13 protein-coding genes and 2 pseudogenes are annotated in these 17059 nt (G+C 42.7%); 4 read left to right on the plus strand and 11 right to left on the minus strand.

What is annotated here, in order from left to right; genetic code table 11:
• Positions 1-307: pseudogene (locus ACJAZP_RS18705) on the plus strand (HAD-IC family P-type ATPase); the annotation flags it as partial.
• A 43-nt stretch (positions 308-350) separates the two neighbouring features.
• Here the strand turns inward: ACJAZP_RS18705 and ACJAZP_RS18710 are convergent.
• From ACJAZP_RS18710 to ACJAZP_RS18750, 9 genes are read right to left on the minus strand one after another with little or no spacing between them, the layout of a single operon-like run.
• Positions 351-1286, minus strand: coding sequence for a universal stress protein (locus ACJAZP_RS18710; RefSeq protein ID WP_415232263.1), 936 nt, complete (start codon positions 1284-1286; stop codon positions 351-353).
• Between the two features lie 36 nt (positions 1287-1322).
• A complete protein-coding gene (locus ACJAZP_RS18715) occupies positions 1323-4478 on the minus strand; it encodes a proton-conducting transporter membrane subunit (RefSeq protein WP_415232264.1) in 3156 nt (1051 codons plus the stop codon).
• Positions 4475-5977: a complex I subunit 5 family protein gene (locus ACJAZP_RS18720; protein WP_415232265.1), complete on the minus strand. Its 1503-nt coding sequence runs from the start codon at positions 5975-5977 to the stop codon at positions 4475-4477. Before ACJAZP_RS18720 ends, ACJAZP_RS18715 begins: the two co-directional genes overlap by 4 nt.
• 2 nt (positions 5978-5979) lie before the next feature.
• Complete coding sequence (locus ACJAZP_RS18725; RefSeq protein ID WP_415232266.1) at positions 5980-6273, minus strand: NADH-quinone oxidoreductase subunit K; 294 nt, start codon at positions 6271-6273, stop codon at positions 5980-5982.
• Positions 6270-7013 (minus strand): hydrogen gas-evolving membrane-bound hydrogenase subunit E, encoded by a 744-nt coding sequence (mbhE, locus tag ACJAZP_RS18730; protein ID WP_415232267.1) that lies wholly within the window; start codon positions 7011-7013, stop codon positions 6270-6272. The genes ACJAZP_RS18725 and mbhE overlap by 4 nt, the downstream gene beginning before the upstream one ends.
• Before the next feature lies 1 nt (position 7014).
• The gene (locus tag ACJAZP_RS18735; RefSeq protein ID WP_415232268.1) at positions 7015-7314 is read right to left on the minus strand and encodes a hydrogenase subunit MbhD domain-containing protein; all 300 of its coding nucleotides are present in this window, start codon (positions 7312-7314) and stop codon (positions 7015-7017) included.
• A gap of 3 nt (positions 7315-7317) precedes the next feature.
• Positions 7318-7644: a cation:proton antiporter gene (locus ACJAZP_RS18740; RefSeq protein ID WP_415232269.1), complete on the minus strand. Its 327-nt coding sequence runs from the start codon at positions 7642-7644 to the stop codon at positions 7318-7320.
• Positions 7641-7898, minus strand: a complete 258-nt coding sequence (locus tag ACJAZP_RS18745) for a monovalent cation/H+ antiporter complex subunit F (protein WP_415232270.1) — start codon at positions 7896-7898, stop codon at positions 7641-7643. Before ACJAZP_RS18745 ends, ACJAZP_RS18740 begins: the two co-directional genes overlap by 4 nt.
• Positions 7895-8470, minus strand: coding sequence for a Na+/H+ antiporter subunit E (locus ACJAZP_RS18750; RefSeq protein WP_415232271.1), 576 nt, complete (start codon positions 8468-8470; stop codon positions 7895-7897). The genes ACJAZP_RS18745 and ACJAZP_RS18750 overlap by 4 nt, the downstream gene beginning before the upstream one ends.
• Positions 8471-10394: 1924 nt before the next feature.
• Between ACJAZP_RS18750 and ACJAZP_RS18755 the strand changes: the two genes are divergently transcribed.
• On the plus strand, positions 10395-12281 hold the full coding sequence (locus ACJAZP_RS18755) for a DUF294 nucleotidyltransferase-like domain-containing protein (RefSeq protein ID WP_415232272.1): 1887 nt from the start codon (positions 10395-10397) through the stop codon (positions 12279-12281).
• Positions 12282-12283: 2 nt separating this feature from the next.
• The gene (locus tag ACJAZP_RS18760; RefSeq protein ID WP_415232273.1) at positions 12284-13009 is read left to right on the plus strand and encodes a 3'-5' exonuclease; all 726 of its coding nucleotides are present in this window, start codon (positions 12284-12286) and stop codon (positions 13007-13009) included.
• A gap of 135 nt (positions 13010-13144) precedes the next feature.
• On the opposite strand, the gene putP is transcribed toward ACJAZP_RS18760, so the two are convergent.
• Positions 13145-14641: a sodium/proline symporter PutP gene (putP, locus tag ACJAZP_RS18765; RefSeq protein ID WP_415232274.1), complete on the minus strand. Its 1497-nt coding sequence runs from the start codon at positions 14639-14641 to the stop codon at positions 13145-13147.
• A gap of 357 nt (positions 14642-14998) precedes the next feature.
• Here putP and ACJAZP_RS18770 point away from each other — a divergent pair.
• Positions 14999-16034, plus strand: a pseudogene (locus ACJAZP_RS18770) (ISAs1 family transposase).
• A 620-nt stretch (positions 16035-16654) separates the two neighbouring features.
• Here the strand turns inward: ACJAZP_RS18770 and ACJAZP_RS18775 are convergent.
• The coding region (locus ACJAZP_RS18775) for a transposase (RefSeq protein WP_415232275.1) at positions 16655-17059 on the minus strand (405 nt) is incomplete at its 5' end.

The raw sequence follows: 17059 nt of genomic DNA on the forward strand, positions 1-17059 counted from the left end.
GCACCAGTCCCGAACATAAATTACGTCTGGTGATGGCACTTCAGGCAAACAACATGACTGTTGCCATGACCGGTGACGGTGTTAATGATGCCCCTGCGTTGAAACGTGCCGATGTCGGTATTGCCATGGGTAAAAACGGCAGCGAAGCTGCAAAGGAGGCCTCCGATATTGTATTGGCCGACGATAATTTTGCTTTCATCGTCGCCGTTAAAGAGGGAAGACAGTATATGACAATATAAAAAAGGTCATCAGCTGGACACTGCCAACCAATGCCGGTGAGGCCATGACGATCATACTTGCCTGGCTGTGTTTGAGCTAATTGTATCGGTTCGATAAATTGGCAACCTCTTTCATCGTATCGGTGATAGAAAATCATCAGGCTTCAGGGTCATCACTGACGAATTGATTGCTTGGAGTACAGTTTCGGAAGTATTGCCAATCAGCAACCCTGGGATTCCGGAACGCCCGATAGTCCCCATAACAACAATATCAATCCCGTTCCTGTTAACATACTCGGGAATGAGTGTTTTGGGCTGCCCTTTGATTAAATGTTGATCAATACTTAACCCTTTATATTCGTTAACCAAAACGTCGAGGATTTTTTTATATTCATGCTCTTCGTTTTTCATCAAGCCTTCTAATTCTTCAGATGAAATCTTTGTGTATAGACCTGATCTTAGTGCTCGCTCTCCATATAACTGCCAGCATGAAAACACGGTCATTTTAGCGTTTTTAAACTGGCTCAAGGACGTTGCTATATCCATTATCATACGGTTTTGGGCACGCCCTTGTGGATACTGTTCCATTGATAAATCTACTGCGGCTAAAATTCTTTTTACTTTATTCGTTGGTGTTGCCCTGATTAACCATACTGGCCTTGGGCATTTACGCATGATATGGAAATCATTACTATCAAAGTTTTGTTCACTGGGATTGGATACTTTGATCAATAAATCATTATTGTTGACGATGACTGCCTTGACAATTTCAATGAAATTTTTACCGATGGATACTTGAGCCGATATTTCCACATCTTTGCTTTGTAACGCTTGCGCCACTTTAGTCAGTTGTTCGAGCCGCTGTCCTGCAATATTTTCAGTCAACTCTTTTGAGCTGAGCATATTAGTATACCGGCTTAGGATATTACCCAATGGCTCTACTACATCAAACAGTATTACTTTTGCCCCACTTTGTTTAGCTAATTCGATACCCTGTAAAACCGCGATATCAACTTCAGGGTTGCTTTGCTGGTTCACTTTTATCAGTATATTTTTAAAATTTTTCATTGGGTTGTCTCCTAAAGGTTCATAACCTGTAATGGGTTAGCTTACAAAGGTGTAAAAAAGAAGGGCTAGAACAATGATCATGACAGAGCCGGGAGTGCCTGCTAATAAACGCTTTCGTGAGTAGCTAAACAAGGCTTGTGATCTAACAAATATACGGCAAAAGAACATGCTTATTCCCTCTGCAATGGTGTTTATGAAAAGTCTAATTTTTCGTTCAAATTTCTGCAATAATAGTGATATTTTTTGATAGAGCACTAAAATATCACCGGCTGCAGGCGGTACTATGCCTGCCCTAAATTCTGAACTGGCAACTAATAACATGAGTCCAATAACCCCTGGCCATAATGCAGACCAGCTTACTGTTGATGAGACACTTAGTTGAATTTTAAATTCGAATGCGGGGGTAATATATAGGTAAGCTACAGATAGTATCGCTGAAAGCAGAGTCGGTAATATAAGCCCCCATCGTGGCGACGCATTTGACGTGTCTTGTATCGCCGGCTGTCGCATTAATTGGATAAAACGTCCCATTAACAACGATGTACCTATTGCGCTCAAAACCAATAATGTGGAGAACAGTGGCCAGCTGGAAGTCGCACTTTTGAGTGCCGATTTAGCGAATGCTCCGCTGGTTAACGGCAATCCTATCAAGGACACTGCTGGAATGAGTACAAGCAACCACAGAAAGGGTTTCAATCTCGACTTTTTTTGTAGTTCGCTACTCAGTCCCACACTGAAAAACAAGGTCGCTTTGGCAAAAGCATGGTGCATCGCAAAAAATAAAATGGCCGGTAATACCAACTCCCAACTGCTAGGAAATGCCAAAGCAAAGCCAATGCTGGCGCTAATAATCCCAAGCTGACTGACGGTCGAATAGGCTAATACGGTCTTTGCGTTATTTTGGAAAACGCCATATGCAGCCGCAAGGAATACAGCCATAAATCCTAAAACCATCATTGGCTGCGCTAAGAGCATAATAGATTTGTCACCTAGCGGTAGAAAGCGTATCCAGCCTAGCAGGCCAACTTTAACCATTACTGCGCTGAGTAACGCACTCGCAGGAACGGGGGCGACCGGATGTGCCTTGGGAAGCCATACATGCAAGGTAGCAAGGCCTGCTTTAACACCAAAACCGATGAGCAGAAACGCTGCTACCCAAGTGACATCTCCTTCGCTTCCACCATATTGCAAAGAGTAAGTTTGTCCAGCCAAGCCAATAAATAAAACAATCTCTCCAAACACTACCCATTTGATATACGTGGAGGCAGCTGATATAGCTTCATCGCTATTTGAATGAAGTATCAGTGGATAGGCACTGAAACTCATTAGGGCAAAAAATGCGATGAATGAAGACATTTCTTGAGACAATACAACACCCAAATTAGCAAGCATTGTGAGCAGAAAAAACAGGTAAAATCTGTTCCGTTTATTATCTCTCGCTAAATAAGATCGGGCATAGAAAGCCGCAATAAACCAAAGTAAAGCGGTCAATGTTAGAAAAGCTTGAACAGTAATATTTCCGCCACCTAATAACAGGGCTGCTACCAGAGCCGGAAGTGGGGCAAGTGGTACAAGTTCAATAACTAAGGGTCTTAAATTTTTAATCGCCATCATGGCGAGCAACAGAGTTGGTAATATTAACACCCATAAAGAATCCGTACTGTAGTTGAGTGCCATAGCGGAAAGGTCTGGAAGGACTGCTTGGTATTCCCGTGTTGTGATTAAAGTCGACCAAGAAAGGGGACTGGCGGAGGCAGATGCAAATAGCCCGATGAGCAGGGAACAAAACGCTGTTACCAAAGGAGGTAGAAGTAACATCCAGTGCGTTTCAAACTTCAAACTAAGTTGTTCGTTTGGCCAAGGTGAATCCTGCTCCTTGAACCAAACTGCATTTATAATCGGCAAAAAATAGGCCGCATTCAGCATGCTGCTTATTGCCAGCACACCCAGAACCCAATACTCCTGAGCTTCCAGGGCTCCGACCCCAAGATACCATTTTGAAACAAACCCCGCGACGGGAGGTACCCCAATCATACCAAATGCAGCAATGGTGAACGCTCCCATCGTCAGTGGCATGCGCTTACCGACCCCATTCATTTGGCTTACTTTATGAATGCCTAGGGTTTCTGCGATGTTGCCAGCGCAGAAAAATAGAGTGATTTTCATCAATCCTTGATGAACTAAGTGTACCAGACCTCCGATGGTCGCTATTGGTCCCGATATTGCTATACCTAGCACGATGTATGACACTTGACTCACTGTTGAGTAGGCTAAACGTTTTTTTAAATCATCCTGGCTCAATGCGCGAATAGATCCATAGATAATAGTGAATCCTGCAATCGCCGCAAGGAATATGGTAAGGCCTAAGTCCTGCGCAAATTCAACGCCATAGATATCGTAGACAACCCGCACAATACCAAACGCGCCCGCTTTCACTACCGCAACTGCATGCAGTAATGAGCTTACTGGCGCTGGAGCCGCCATCGAGACGGGCAACCAACCATGTAGCGGAAACAGCGCTGCTTTGACGCCGAGACCCGCTATCAGTAATACAAAGATTATCTGCAGATGCGTTCTATCAAGATGGGGCATTCCAGCCAATACGCCTGCCGTAGTGAAATCGAGAGCGCCGGCAATTGTTTTTAGCCAAACGATGCCCGCCAGCAGTAATGCGCCACCTAACATGGTATAAATAAGGTAAGTACGTGCAGCTTTGATTGATGCAGTATTGCCTTTGTGAGCAATCAGCGGATAGGTGGTGAGGGTCAGTAGTTCGTAAAAGAGAAGAAACGTAAGCAAATTGCCCGCTAGGGCTAAGCCAATGGTCGCGCCAACAGATAAGCTAAAGAAAGCAAAGAAGCGACTTAAGTGAGCTGAATTTTTAAAATAACCTATCGCATAAATAGTGGTAAATAACCATAGGAAACCCGACAGGCTTACAAATAGAAGCGAAAGTGTGTCCGCGTGCAGCACAATATCAATATTCGGCAACAAGGGGAGGCGAGTCTCAAAATATAAGCTATTGCTGACGCCTGTAAGAAGCAAAGCAATAAGGCTTAAGGTAATCAATGCGCCTGCTATATTAAAAGTGCGGCGTAGTGAATACTTATGCTCAGGTGTTGCCATTATCGCAAAGCCCGCTAGAAATGGCCCTAATACAATCAACGCTGGTAGTAGCGAACTCAGGTTCATATGCCACTTACCTTCAATGTTGGTTGAGCCATATTGATAATAAACTCAGCGTTTAAACCCAAGGCCAATGTAATGAGCGCCAGAACAAGTGCTGCTGTTGTCAGCATCCTGGAGGGGTGTTTTTGTGCAACGAATTGAGTAGTGCCAGTATTAAAGGGCTTATTAGAAAATGCCAAATTCAGTATCTTAAACAGATACATTGCCGCGATAAGTCCACCAGAGAGCACGACTATTACCCACCACCATTGACCACTCTCGATAGACGCCGTAAGAAGTAGCCATTTCGCAATAAAACCGGCGCTTGGCGGTAGTCCAATCAAACTAACGCCCGCGATCGCAAACACCAATACATTAAGAGGTTCACGGGTCGCAATTCCCTTGAGTTGAGCAATATCACCAGAGCCCTGTGACAAAATCAGATTACCTGCCGATAAAAACATTGCTGCTTTGGCACAGGCATGCGCCACAATAAAATAGACTGCAGCCTGAAATGCCGAACCGGAAAACGAATTGCTGTTTGTAGTTTGTCCGCTTAAGGGAAACAATAAGAAGATGTAACCGAGTTGCGCGACCGTCGAGTATGCAATCAATACTTTTAACTGCGTGGCGCGAAACGCTTTCCAAGAGCCATAAATAATTGCTGCACCACCTAAGCATCCTAAAAGCTGAGATGCAGCAAAAGTTGTAGATTCATTTAACACCTCAAACCAGAATTTGATCAATACATACAGTGAAGCTTTAACCACTAACGCCGAAAGTATCGCGCTTACTGGTGTAGGTGCATTTGCGTGAGCTGGAGGTAACCAGAAGTGCAGTGGGAACAAGGCTATTTTGAGCAGAAGTCCAATTGTAATAAGTATCATCGCAACTTGATCTGGGAATTCGTTGCTGGAACTTGTCGCGATCTGGGTAAGATCCAGCGTACCATGGCTACGGTAAAGAATAACGATCGCCATCAAGTAGAAAAGCGAACCGAGTAAACCAACCAGCAGATATCTGAGCGCCGCTTCCAAAGCCGCTCGTGTTGATTGAAGAGCGACCAACGCTGCTGCTGACAGCCCTATAATTTCAAGAGATACGTAGATATTAAAAGCATCTGCAGAGACAAATAGCGCATTTAGCCCTGATATCAATAACCACCACAACGGCCAAAATCGCAGACTCTTAGCATCATCTTCGTAATATACCGCGCTGTAGATTGTTAATATGAGGGTAAGCAGTCCGGTTAGACTAATCATTACAATCGAAAATCCATCGACTACCAGATCAATACCCAGTGGTGCTCCCCATGCACCGATTTCATAACGTTCACTCTGGTAAGCGTTTTCGTTTAAAAACAGAACAGTCGTCATTGCCACTGTCAGAAATTGCGCACAGGCAAAACCAACATTGGTGAGCCCTTGCACTATGTTTCGACTGAGGATAAACCCTAACAAAGCGGCTATTAATGGCAAAAATACAATCAGAGGTAGCAACAGTGATGAATTAAGATTGTCCATCTCTATAATTTATCCCGCTTAGGTTTGCCCATTTCATGCAATCGAACCATTAGGTTTAACGCCAACGCAGTTCCCGCTGCTGCGATCACAATGCCAGTTAATACCATCGCGTGGGGCACGGGGTCGACCACGGATTCACTTTGCTTAGCCAAGGCAATCAAGAGCATAAATATTCCAACTCCCATGACGTTCAAGGCTAATACTTTTCGCATGATGTGACTGGCAAGGACTATCCCAAGCAAACCAATAGCAAATAGACCAACACCGGTAATACTGTAAAGCAATGCGGAGTTCATGGCGCTTTCCTGTGGGTGTTTGCAAGTTCATAAAAACAAGGTTCGATAAGGCTGCTATAGAGTGAAGCGAGAGCTATAGCAATCGATACTGTGGCACACCCCTCAATTAGAAGGATAAATAAGCCCGCATAATTTAGAGGGTAATTAAGCAAATTCCCTTCAAACCAAATTAGTGCTAAAGCGACTACGACAAACACGACCAAACCTACTACTAACAAGTATCGAGCAATGATTGACGTATAGTTAATGCGATATGTGCCAGTTTGAAACATAAGCACACAAGCACCCGCCAATAAAGCGCCGGCTTGAAATGCGCCACCGGGCTGACTCGCACCCGCCCAGAGAAGATACCCAGAAAAGATCAATAACGCCGGAGAAATCCAGCGTTGCAACGCTAGAATTACCAGGTTGTGCTCCGATTCAACTGTTCGCTGCACGGCAGGGAGTTGATGGTCATGGCTAGGTAGAACGGCAATCACCGCAATCAATAATACTGCGAGTTCAAGCAAGGTATCGTATGCGCGAAAATTGAGTAGCACTGCGGTTACAGCATTGGTTACGCCGCTTAAATTGATATTGTCATCAATGAAAGGCTGTACCCCTCCGTAGTGAACCTCGTGGTTAAGCAACATTAATATCAGAAAACACAAAAGTGCTACAACCGACAATCCAGTAATTAGTGGTGATGCTTTTGGGTCGATGACGGCCCCATTATATTCAAGATCTATTTTGTTAAACATGCTATTTGTCCTCCTGATTACAGCCCTCAACATGAACAGAACTTGGATCAACTTCTTGGGTGAGCGGTCTGATGCGATTCCATGCAGCCAACAAAATAGCGCCTGTTAAACCTGCACCAATTGCCGCTTCGGCAATTGCCACGTCGTATGCGCCCAGTTGCCCCCATGCAATAGTGGCCAAAAGACCTAAACATACAAAAAAAACGATACAACGAAATAGTGACGCAGAGAAAATACTCATCCAGGCAAGAACTAGGCAGCTGAGGATCAGAAATAAATCCAAGGCAATCTCAAGGCTCATCGTTTACTCTCCTTCATTTTTAGGTGTCGATTTTGATTCACTGCTTCCCGATTTACACTGCAGAGCTTGGGACGCAATCAAATAGGTACAGGCTGCACTGGAAAAAATAACTAACCCCCAAATGAGCACTAGTTTAAATAAATCAAGTAAAGAAGAGAGCTGAGGTATCAGTCCAATTACGATTAATCCCAGCCCAAGATTATCAGCCTTAGTCAAAGCATGAAGACGGCTGAGCATATCCGGAAACCGTATTAAACCAACCGTACCCGCGAGGAAGAAAAACAGTCCTGCCCCACAAAATATCAAGCTAAACCATTCACTCGTAGTCATTGATTATTCCTTCTAAGTTGTGTGAAAATAACGACCGTTATTGAGGTAAGGAGGGCGAGCACCAGCGCGACGTCTAAAAGGTAAGGTTGGCTCTTAATGACCGATAAAATAGCTAGCATTGCTACGCCAATAGTACTAACTAATTGTGTTGATAAGAGGCAATCGGCATAACTTGCCGCACGCAATATATATAGTAAGCTGAGTAGTAGTAGAACAGCCAAGGCAAGAACAATTATTATTAGGTAGGTATTCATGAGTCCCTCTTATCGACTAATGGTTGATTTGTACTCCCTAATAACTTACTAACCCAGGCATAGCAGTTATCTATTTCAGCTCGATTGAACGAATTAAGGTCTAATACATGTATGCTAATTTCACGGCCCTCCTGGTGGGCACTGACAGTGCCGGGTAGTAAACTAAGCACTTGCATGAAGGTGAAAATATGTGATTCATTTACTATTTCTATTTGGTACTTGATCACGCCTGGTGAGAGTTTTTGTTTGGGTCTTAAAGCTAATATTGCGGTATCCAAGCCACCACGTAAGGACTGTATAAAGAAATAACAAAAAAATGAAAATAGTTTTGTTGGATTTATTTGCCTTCGCCCTGTTTGTTGCTGTTGGGGCGCAAGATAGAGACTGAGTGAACTGGCCATAATAATAAACACAACCCCTACCGACCATGAGCTAGGTTGCCATCCGGTAAGCAATATCCAAATAATGCTGAATAGAGTGAAGCGCGCCCAAAACCTCAGACTATAGAATGAGTGAATTAGGTTCGAATATCTTTCAGTTAGGGGCGGAGGATTTTGTTTAAAATAAGTCATTTTTTATTTAGCTCCTGATGTTAAATTCAGGTTATTCCCTGAGAATAGAATGCTAATAAGATGCTGTCAACTTAACAAATACCCCACAAGTCTCCCTACTATTAGTCAACAAAAAAACTTATATATCTGTCAATTACCATTTCTATGAACTGGTTGACAGAGATTTAGCTTGTTTTTTTCCCGCTCAATTGTCTATACGAATGGAAGAGATAAAAATGATTAACTTGAATTAATAAGTCACAGTAACCGGAAAATAGGGATAAAGGAGATAAGAAGCTTTTAGAAAAATTTATCGGTGCAGGGTATTGTCAACTTAACAACCGATCCATCATTTATGCGATAATCTGACGATGAATAACTCTAATATCAATGAAGGTTATCGTTATCCTGCACAAGTCATCAGCCATGCAGTGTGGCTAATACCAAAAGAACTAAAAAGGTGATCAACCTTGCTGGTTAAAATTATCCCTAACTGCATTGTGAATTTTATTCAGGAAATCCTGTTCTTCACCACTTTGTGGTCAGCTAAAACTGTTCAAAATCATTCCTTACAATTTTTGTGAAGTGAGAATAATGATCGAATGCAAGTCACGCCTTGTTAGTGCTAATTTTTCCTTCGCCCCCTGATCACTTCATTAATTCTTTTGGTATTAGGATGTGGTACTAAATAATGTACTACTTAAAGTGCTAGATGTCACTGAACGCGGATGGAATGCTATAGACATAAAAAAACCCGCAAACCAGTTGGTGACTGGTGTTGCGGGTCTTAGTCGGTCCTTGTCGGACCTATAGGTGGTGGGATGGGGTAACTCGAACTGGGTTCGTAATTAACTGAATTTTAAGGTTAAATCTCGGTTTGAATTTTGCGTGGAATACCTTATGGAATACCATAGGTTTTTTTAGGGCAGAAATAGTTAGTTTTCAACCATTATCATTGAAATCAAATTCGCGGTTCTGTTTCTGTGACGTGGCTAAATTAGGCTAAGTTATATTTCCCCTTTAACTTGAGGTTTTTGTAAGACGGTTTATGCTTATTTACGAGTTAGGAAGCTGTCTCACTTTCGCCCCCATTGCGACTTACAAATTTGAGTGCTATTCGGATCAGATCTTTAATCGTCTTGAGTCTGTGGATGTGATCTAATTTCTTAAAATTCAAAATTAAAGACCTGGCCCCCGCTCATTACTGGCAGCGAGGCGGGGATCAATGTCTTCAATTACTTTACTGTTCTACAGCGAGACAAAGAAAAAGTAAAAGCCAATCCAGAAAATTACCTGCCATGGAATTATCTCGAAAATAGTGAGTTAATATCTGATTTACCTTCTTAAATACACTGATTTAGGCTAATGGCCCAAGTCAAACTATGCTGCCGTAAGCTCACTGTTTAACAAACAACGAGTTGGACCTCCCGAGTTCCGTGTAAAAGACATCACCACATGCACAAGGTCTATGACTGCGAAGAGCCGATAAATGACTAGCGATTACCTGACAGGTTTTGTGTCAATTTATCGTATTGCCTTCCCCTTCAGCCAACAAGGTCAGCACTCTTAATTATTATTTCGCAGCTCGATACTCGGCCTATGGCTTCCCCTGTCAACGCTTAACTCTGCACCTTACGATACAAAGCCCATGACTAGGGGGTTCGGCGGTTCACTAACCTTACCGAACTGAGGAATTTCACCTCTAATCTAATACCGATTTATCTCGGCGCACTGGCTGTCCTCAATTACTTTGCAACCGTCCAGCATACAAAGTTGAACCTATAAAGTGGGAAGGTCAGTTTAATAGAGGGAATAAGCGGAAAAGTCGAGTGATTTCAGTGGGAGCCATGTTTTTTCTTGAAATAAAAGAGCAATACTCACTAGTGAAATTCAGGTAATATAAACGATTATCAATGCAAATAAAAATGGCTAAGTGGTTTATCATATGGATGCAGAACTACAAGAGATACAGGGCTTTCTTTCTCAATACCCCCCCTTTAACGAGTTACCTGAAGAGGTGATTGAGGATGTAACAAAACAGGTCGAGATCGCCTATTTCCGAAAAGATACGCCCATTATTCATTTTGGTGATTACATTAACGATCTTTATGTGATTCGCAGCGGTGTCGTCGAGATCCATCGTCGCAACGGGGAGCTGTATAATCGCCTGGATGAGGGGGACGTATTTGGTCAGCTAGGATTAATGACCAATAGTAAGGTTCGTTTTCCTGCCAAAGCGATTGAAGATACACTGCTCTACTGCATTCCTCAGAAAATCTTTCAACAACTCTACGATGGATACGATACCTTTGCCGATTTTGTTGAGGTAGAGCATCACGCACGACTACGTCAGACACTTTCGACGACCAATGATGCCAATGACTTGACGACTTCAAAGGTCACTACACTTATCAACCGGAATCCGGTCAGTATCGGTAAAACGGAAACCATCCAGGCTGCTGCACAAAAAATGGCAGAAGAGGGCGTTTCTGTACTGCTCGTTATGGATTCACAAACAGATGCTAAGGATGAAGATAGTAGTCCGATAGTGGGTATTATCAGCGATCGGGATCTCTGTACCCGAGTGCTTGCAACAAGCCTTTCTCCATTGGATGAAATAGGCAGCGTCATGACCTTAGAGATTATCTCACTGGATCACAACGCCTATGTGTTCGAGGCGATGTTGGCCATGCTTCGAGCCAATATCCACCATCTGATTATTATCAAAAAACGTCTGCCAATAGGGGTATTGGAGTCGGCTGATATTGTCCGCTATGAATCTCAAAACTCCCTGCTACTGGTTAACAGCATCTTTATGCAAAATTCAGTCGAAGAGTTGCAGGCTATTTCCCTACAAGTTCGTGACAGCTTTGTGCGGATGGTCAATGAAGATGCCAACTCGCATATGGTTGGCAGTGCGATGTCGGTTATCGGCCGTAGCTTTAAACAGCGTATTCTGGAACTGGCGGAGGAGCAGCTTGGAGAACCACCTATCCCTTATTGTTTTCTGGCACTTGGCTCGATGGCCAGAGATGAACAGTTGCTGGTCACCGATCAGGACAATGCGATTATCTTAGATAACAGTTATGATCAGGATAAACACGGCCAATATTTTGCTGATCTTGCGAAGTTTGTTTGTGATGCGCTAAATAAATGCGGTTACGCCTATTGTACAGGCGATATCATGGCCACCAACCCCACTTGGCGTAAGACCCGTAGCGAATGGGAGGCCTGTTTTACCGATTGGATAGATAACCCTAACCCGGAAGCACTGCTAAACAGCTCCATCTTCTTCGATCTTGATAGCGTGTATGGTCGCCTAAAATGGGCTGAGCACCTCAATAGCTTTATCGTACGCAGGGCGCGTAAAAATAACCTTTTTCTCGCCTGCCTTGCCCGCAATGCGCTTACCCGCAAGCCTCCTCTGGGATTTTTCCAAGGCTTTGTAATGGAAAAAGATGGTCAGCAGAAAAACACCATTAATCTCAAAAGGCGCGGTACAGCACCACTTGCCGATCTCATTCGTGTTCATGCTCTTTCAGTCGGATCGCGTTCACAAAACTCTTTTGAGCGCCTTGATGATATTGAAGAAGCAGGAATACTGCCAAAAGGAAGAGCTCAGGATTTACGCGATGCGATGGAGTTTATCTCTATGGTACGTACTCGCCATCAGGCGATTGACGTAGAAAACAGTATCGAACCCGATAATAATATCGAACCAGAAAATATCTCTTATTTTGAACGCCGTAATCTCAAAGATGCATTCCAAGTCCTGAGTTACGCACAAAATTTACTTAAACTGCGCTATCATGCTACCAATAAGTTTGCTTAACTATGATTTTACGAAAATTATTTAATCTTGGCCGCAACAGCGACTGGACCAATTTTTATCAAAAACAGAGCCACCAGTCCAACAATATGCTACTGCAAAATTTCTATAAGCGCGGTGTGACAGCGCCCGATCTGCCGATAGCTAAGGTGAAATTTGTCGCGCTGGATTTTGAGACCACAGGTCTGGATGCAAAAAAAGATGATATCGTCAGTATCGGTCTCGTCCCATTCGATCTGAAGCGAATCTACCTGAATCAAGCCAAGCAGTGGCTTATCAATCCCAATCTGCCACTGGAAAAAGAATCCGTTATTATTCACGGTATTACGCATAGTGATATTGTTGATGCACCGGATCTCATGCGCATATTGGAGGAGGTGCTGCAAGCTCTGGCTGAATGTACGGTCGTCGTTCATTACCGAAAGATTGAGAGGGAGTTTTTTGATATGGCCCTTAAAGAGCGTATTGGTGAAGGTATTAGATTCCCACTGGTGGATACACTTGCGATAGAATCTTATCTGCAAGCCAAAGAAACCAGTCGTTTTATTAACAGGTTAAAAGGCGCTAAGCCTGGATCAGTTCGATTGGGCTCTTGCCGTCAAAGGTATGGCCTTCCGGCCTATACTCCTCACCATGCACTGACTGATGCGATAGCAACCGCTGAGTTACTACAGGCGCAAATTGCTTACCACTACTCGCCCGATACACCCATAGGTCATCTTTGGAAATAATAATACTGGCAGCTATACAAGCTGTTTCAAATCCACTATTTCCCATAAATTAAAAGAGCTCAATATTAAAAAATATTGAGCTCATTGGCTATATTTTACTCCCTTATTAAATCAGGGAATAAAATTCAAAAACGCTTAATCAAATTCGACTAGGTTCAGTTTAAACTCGTCAAACTGATCGATGACCGATTGTTCAGGTGCAGCAGTGGCTAAACTGGTAATGATAATGGCACTTGTTGCCAAAATGATCCCTGGAATAATTTCATAAATATCGTATATTCCGCCCTCTAACTGCTTCCATACAACAATGGTAATACCACCAACAATAATACCGGCTAATGCACCATTGCGATTCATGCGCTTCCAGTACAGGCTCAACATTAGAGCGGGACCAAATGCAGCGCCGAATCCGGCCCAGGCATAAGAAACCAGCGTTAATACCGAGCTATCAGGCGACAGCGCTAACCATAATGCAATTAAAGATAAAACGATCACGCCTAAACGGCCAACCATCATCACCTCTGCAGATGATGCATCTTTACGGATCAACTGTTTATAAAAATCTTCAGCTAAAGCAGATGAAGAAACCAGAAGTTGAGAATCGGCAGTACTCATAATAGCCGCTAAAATAGCCGCCAATAAAATACCCGCAATCACAGGATGGAATACTACATTGACCAATATCATAAAGATCTTCTCACCATCTATTATTCCAATAGATAGGTCACCATGAACATACAACAGCCCCACAAGGCCAACCAAAACCGAACCAAACATGGCTAAAATAGTCCAACTTACGGCAATACGGCGTGCCGTTATTAAGTCTTTATTGGTACGTGTTGCCTGAAAACGGGCTAAAATATGCGGCTGACCAAAATAACCCAACCCCCAAGCCAGAAGTGACACTATCGCTATCCAGGAAAGTGGTTGTCCGTCAATACCGTTCCATATGGTTAACAGCTCGGGATTGATTGCCGCTAAGTCAGTTGCTACCTGTCCAAATCCACCTTGCATAGCGGAAAGAGGTACTATCAGCAGTGCTGCCGACATCAGTAACCCCTGCACCATATCGGTCCAGGAAACAGCTAAAAAACCACCAAATAAGGTATATGAAACAACACAGATAGTGCCGACAATAACCGCAATGGTATAGTCTAAGCCAAATACCGTGGCAAATAGCTTACCCCCAGCCACTAAACCTGCGCTGGTGTAGAAAAGGAAGAAGACCAAGATAAAAAAGGCGGCAATCGTCTGCACCAATTTTGATTTATCATTAAAGCGGCGGGAAAGAAAATCAGGTAAAGTCAATGAGTTATCAGTTGTAATACTGTAAGTACGCAGACGTTTTGCAGCAAAAGACCAGTTCGCCCAAGTACCAATCAATAAACCCGCAGCAAGCCATAGCGATTGCATACCGGCAGCATAGGCAAAACCGGGTAAGCCGAGTAGTAACCAACCACTCATGTCTGATGCACCTGCCGATAAAGCGGCTGGCCATGGCCCAAGCGTTCTGCCACCGAGAAAGTAATCAGAAGAGTTATTCGTTCGCATATAGGCGTAGTAGCCGATAAACAGCATCAGTGCTAAATACACAATAAACGTTGCTGTGATAGCAAAGTTGTTTTCGATCATAAGATCATCCTTGTTAGTGAGTTAAAAAGTATTTTAAACTAGAACAGATATGTGCTAATTTAAAATAATCTGAATGGATACTGCAGAATCAGTGAGTTACTCTTGGGTCAATGTTTGATAACTTAATCAAACTAGGTAACCAAGGTTTCCATAAGAAATTTCGCTGATATTAGTGAGAAATTGACCGCATCTTTAAAAAAACTCCCACATTTTATCAATTTTAGCGTTAAAAAGCCACCTTCATAGAAGGTGCGGTGATTAGGGGCACGGCCAGATCATTATAAATTTAGATGTAAATTGAACTTTTTCGCAAAGTGATGATCAGATCAGTACATAATTCAATTTTAGGTACTTGGCATGAGCACTACTTTCTTAAAACACTTTGATTATATTACTGATCCTAGGATTGAACGCTGTAAAAAACATAACCTCTTAGATATTCTCCTTCTTGCAATCAGCGCTGTACTTTCAGGCGCTGAAGGCTGGGAAGATATTGAAGATTTCGGACATTTAAAACTAGATTGGCTTCATCAATATCGCCCTTTTGAAGCAAGTATCCCTAAGCACGATACGATTGCGCGTGTTATTTGTCGCTTAAATCGAAACGGCTTTTCAATCATGGATATCGTCCCTCGTTGAAATCACTGGATGTGATGTTATTGCTATTGATGGAAAGACAGCACGTCGTTTATTTTCAACGAAAGAACGTAAAAATGCACTTCATACCGTTAGCGCTTGGAGTTGCCAGCACCAATTAGTTTTAGGGCAAACCGCAGTCGATGCAAAGACAAATGAAATTACTGCGATTCCAGAACTTTTAACGATGTTAGATATCGAAAACAGTATTATTACGCTCGATGCTATGGGATGCCAGCAGAACTAGAGGCTTGGTGGTATAAGACACAGCGAGAAGGTTTATCCGAACAAAATTATGCGGAGCATGCGGACATAGATAGTGGGCATGGACGAATTGAGGTAAGAACATGCCAGCAGATGTTGGTTGATAAAGGCTGGTTGGGTAAAGAGTATCGCTGGTCTGGTTTAAAAAGCATCGTTAAAGTAAGCTCAGAAGTACATGAAAAATCAACGGGTAAAGATACAACAGAAACACGTTGGTATATCTCCTCATTGGATTTAAATGCAGAGCAAACACTGCATGCAATTCGTAGTCACTGGCAAGTAGAAAGCATGCACTGGGTACTTGATATGACATTTAGAGAAGATGAATCACGCATTACGTTAAAAACGAGGTCCACTCGCTTTTAATGTAATGCGAAAAATAACAATGGCTCTGTTTAAACAAGATGATACAAAATCAGCCAGTATGGCACGTAAAAAGAAGATGGCAGGACTGGATGATGATTATCGTTCAACCCTGCTAGGGTCACGCTAACCGTGGACTTGTAGAAGTCGCTAACTTTATTTAAGTTGTCCTTTATCTACTGTCTGCGTTAGATGCTAGCTTCACATCGGACAACGCTATGGTTTCGATAGTCTTGTCACTAGTATCAGGTACGCTTAGTATTGTTATTAGTGTATCGCTATTTAATTCCTATTTAACCAAGCGAATAACAGAGACACATAAAATACTTGAGCCGAATGGCACACAAATTTGTAAGTCACTTAAGGACGAAAGTGACTTAGCTTTAATATTATTTAGCTATAAAGATAGAGGAGCCTTTACGCTCACAATTGAGAGAAAGCGAGCGTAAATGGGGTAATCTCAACAGACAAATAGTGCAAAAGTTCTAAGTCGGTTTGTGCCCCTAAGCGTATATGGACTCCACGTATTTTACAATATGATTTTTCATAAACATTAAGATGCGGTCGTATATACGGCTTTTAATGAAAGAGCTACTTTCTAGACTATGATGTTTGCGCACCCGTTATCCTCTTCGCCTTAACAGTCTTAATGACTTTCGGTTTGGACAGGTTTTTAACAGGTTGGTCTTACCGTTTATGCTTCATCATTATTGTAAAAATTTTGCTTATTGTTGTTCTTTATCGTGTTTACTATATTACTAATAGTAACTGTTGCTCATATTTATTCTCATACCGTAACATTGCCCAGGCGGTTCTAACTGTTTTGTTAGCCAAAGCAATACAGGATCGTTTAATACCCGCGCGTTGAACCAGTTTTATCAACCATGCTTGTTTGGCCGTTTTGGCTTCATCTGGCAATCGGCATATATAAGACAGTGCGCCTTGGTATAAAGCCGACCTCAGTTCTTTAATTCCACCTGCACGATCAATTCCGGTCATAAATACTTTACCACCTGAACTATGCTGTTTAGGTGTTAACCCTATAAAAGCCGATGCCTCCCGCCCACTTTTAAACTGCTTTCCATCACCAATGGATGAATACAGCATGCCAGCACATACTTCAGCAACGCCTTCTAAATCCATTAATGATTTACA

It is taken from the genome of Psychromonas sp., assembly GCF_047632955.1.
Lineage (GTDB): Bacteria > Pseudomonadota > Gammaproteobacteria > Enterobacterales > Psychromonadaceae > Psychromonas.

Coding starts and splice junctions, on each gene's coding strand:
- ACJAZP_RS18710 (WP_415232263.1), bottom strand. CDS start 1,286: ATGAAAAATTTTAAAAATATACTGATAAAAGTGAACCAGCAAAGCAAC.
- ACJAZP_RS18760 (WP_415232273.1), top strand. CDS start 12,284: ATGATTTTACGAAAATTATTTAATCTTGGCCGCAACAGCGACTGGACC.
- ACJAZP_RS18740 (WP_415232269.1), bottom strand. CDS start 7,644: ATGACTACGAGTGAATGGTTTAGCTTGATATTTTGTGGGGCAGGACTG.
- ACJAZP_RS18750 (WP_415232271.1), bottom strand. CDS start 8,470: ATGACTTATTTTAAACAAAATCCTCCGCCCCTAACTGAAAGATATTCG.
- ACJAZP_RS18755 (WP_415232272.1), top strand. CDS start 10,395: ATGGATGCAGAACTACAAGAGATACAGGGCTTTCTTTCTCAATACCCC.
- putP (WP_415232274.1), bottom strand. CDS start 14,641: ATGATCGAAAACAACTTTGCTATCACAGCAACGTTTATTGTGTATTTA.
- ACJAZP_RS18735 (WP_415232268.1), bottom strand. CDS start 7,314: ATGAGCCTTGAGATTGCCTTGGATTTATTTCTGATCCTCAGCTGCCTA.
- ACJAZP_RS18715 (WP_415232264.1), bottom strand. CDS start 4,478: ATGAACCTGAGTTCGCTACTACCAGCGTTGATTGTATTAGGGCCATTT.
- mbhE (WP_415232267.1), bottom strand. CDS start 7,013: ATGTTTAACAAAATAGATCTTGAATATAATGGGGCCGTCATCGACCCA.
- ACJAZP_RS18725 (WP_415232266.1), bottom strand. CDS start 6,273: ATGAACTCCGCATTGCTTTACAGTATTACCGGTGTTGGTCTATTTGCT.
- ACJAZP_RS18745 (WP_415232270.1), bottom strand. CDS start 7,898: ATGAATACCTACCTAATAATAATTGTTCTTGCCTTGGCTGTTCTACTA.
- ACJAZP_RS18720 (WP_415232265.1), bottom strand. CDS start 5,977: ATGGACAATCTTAATTCATCACTGTTGCTACCTCTGATTGTATTTTTG.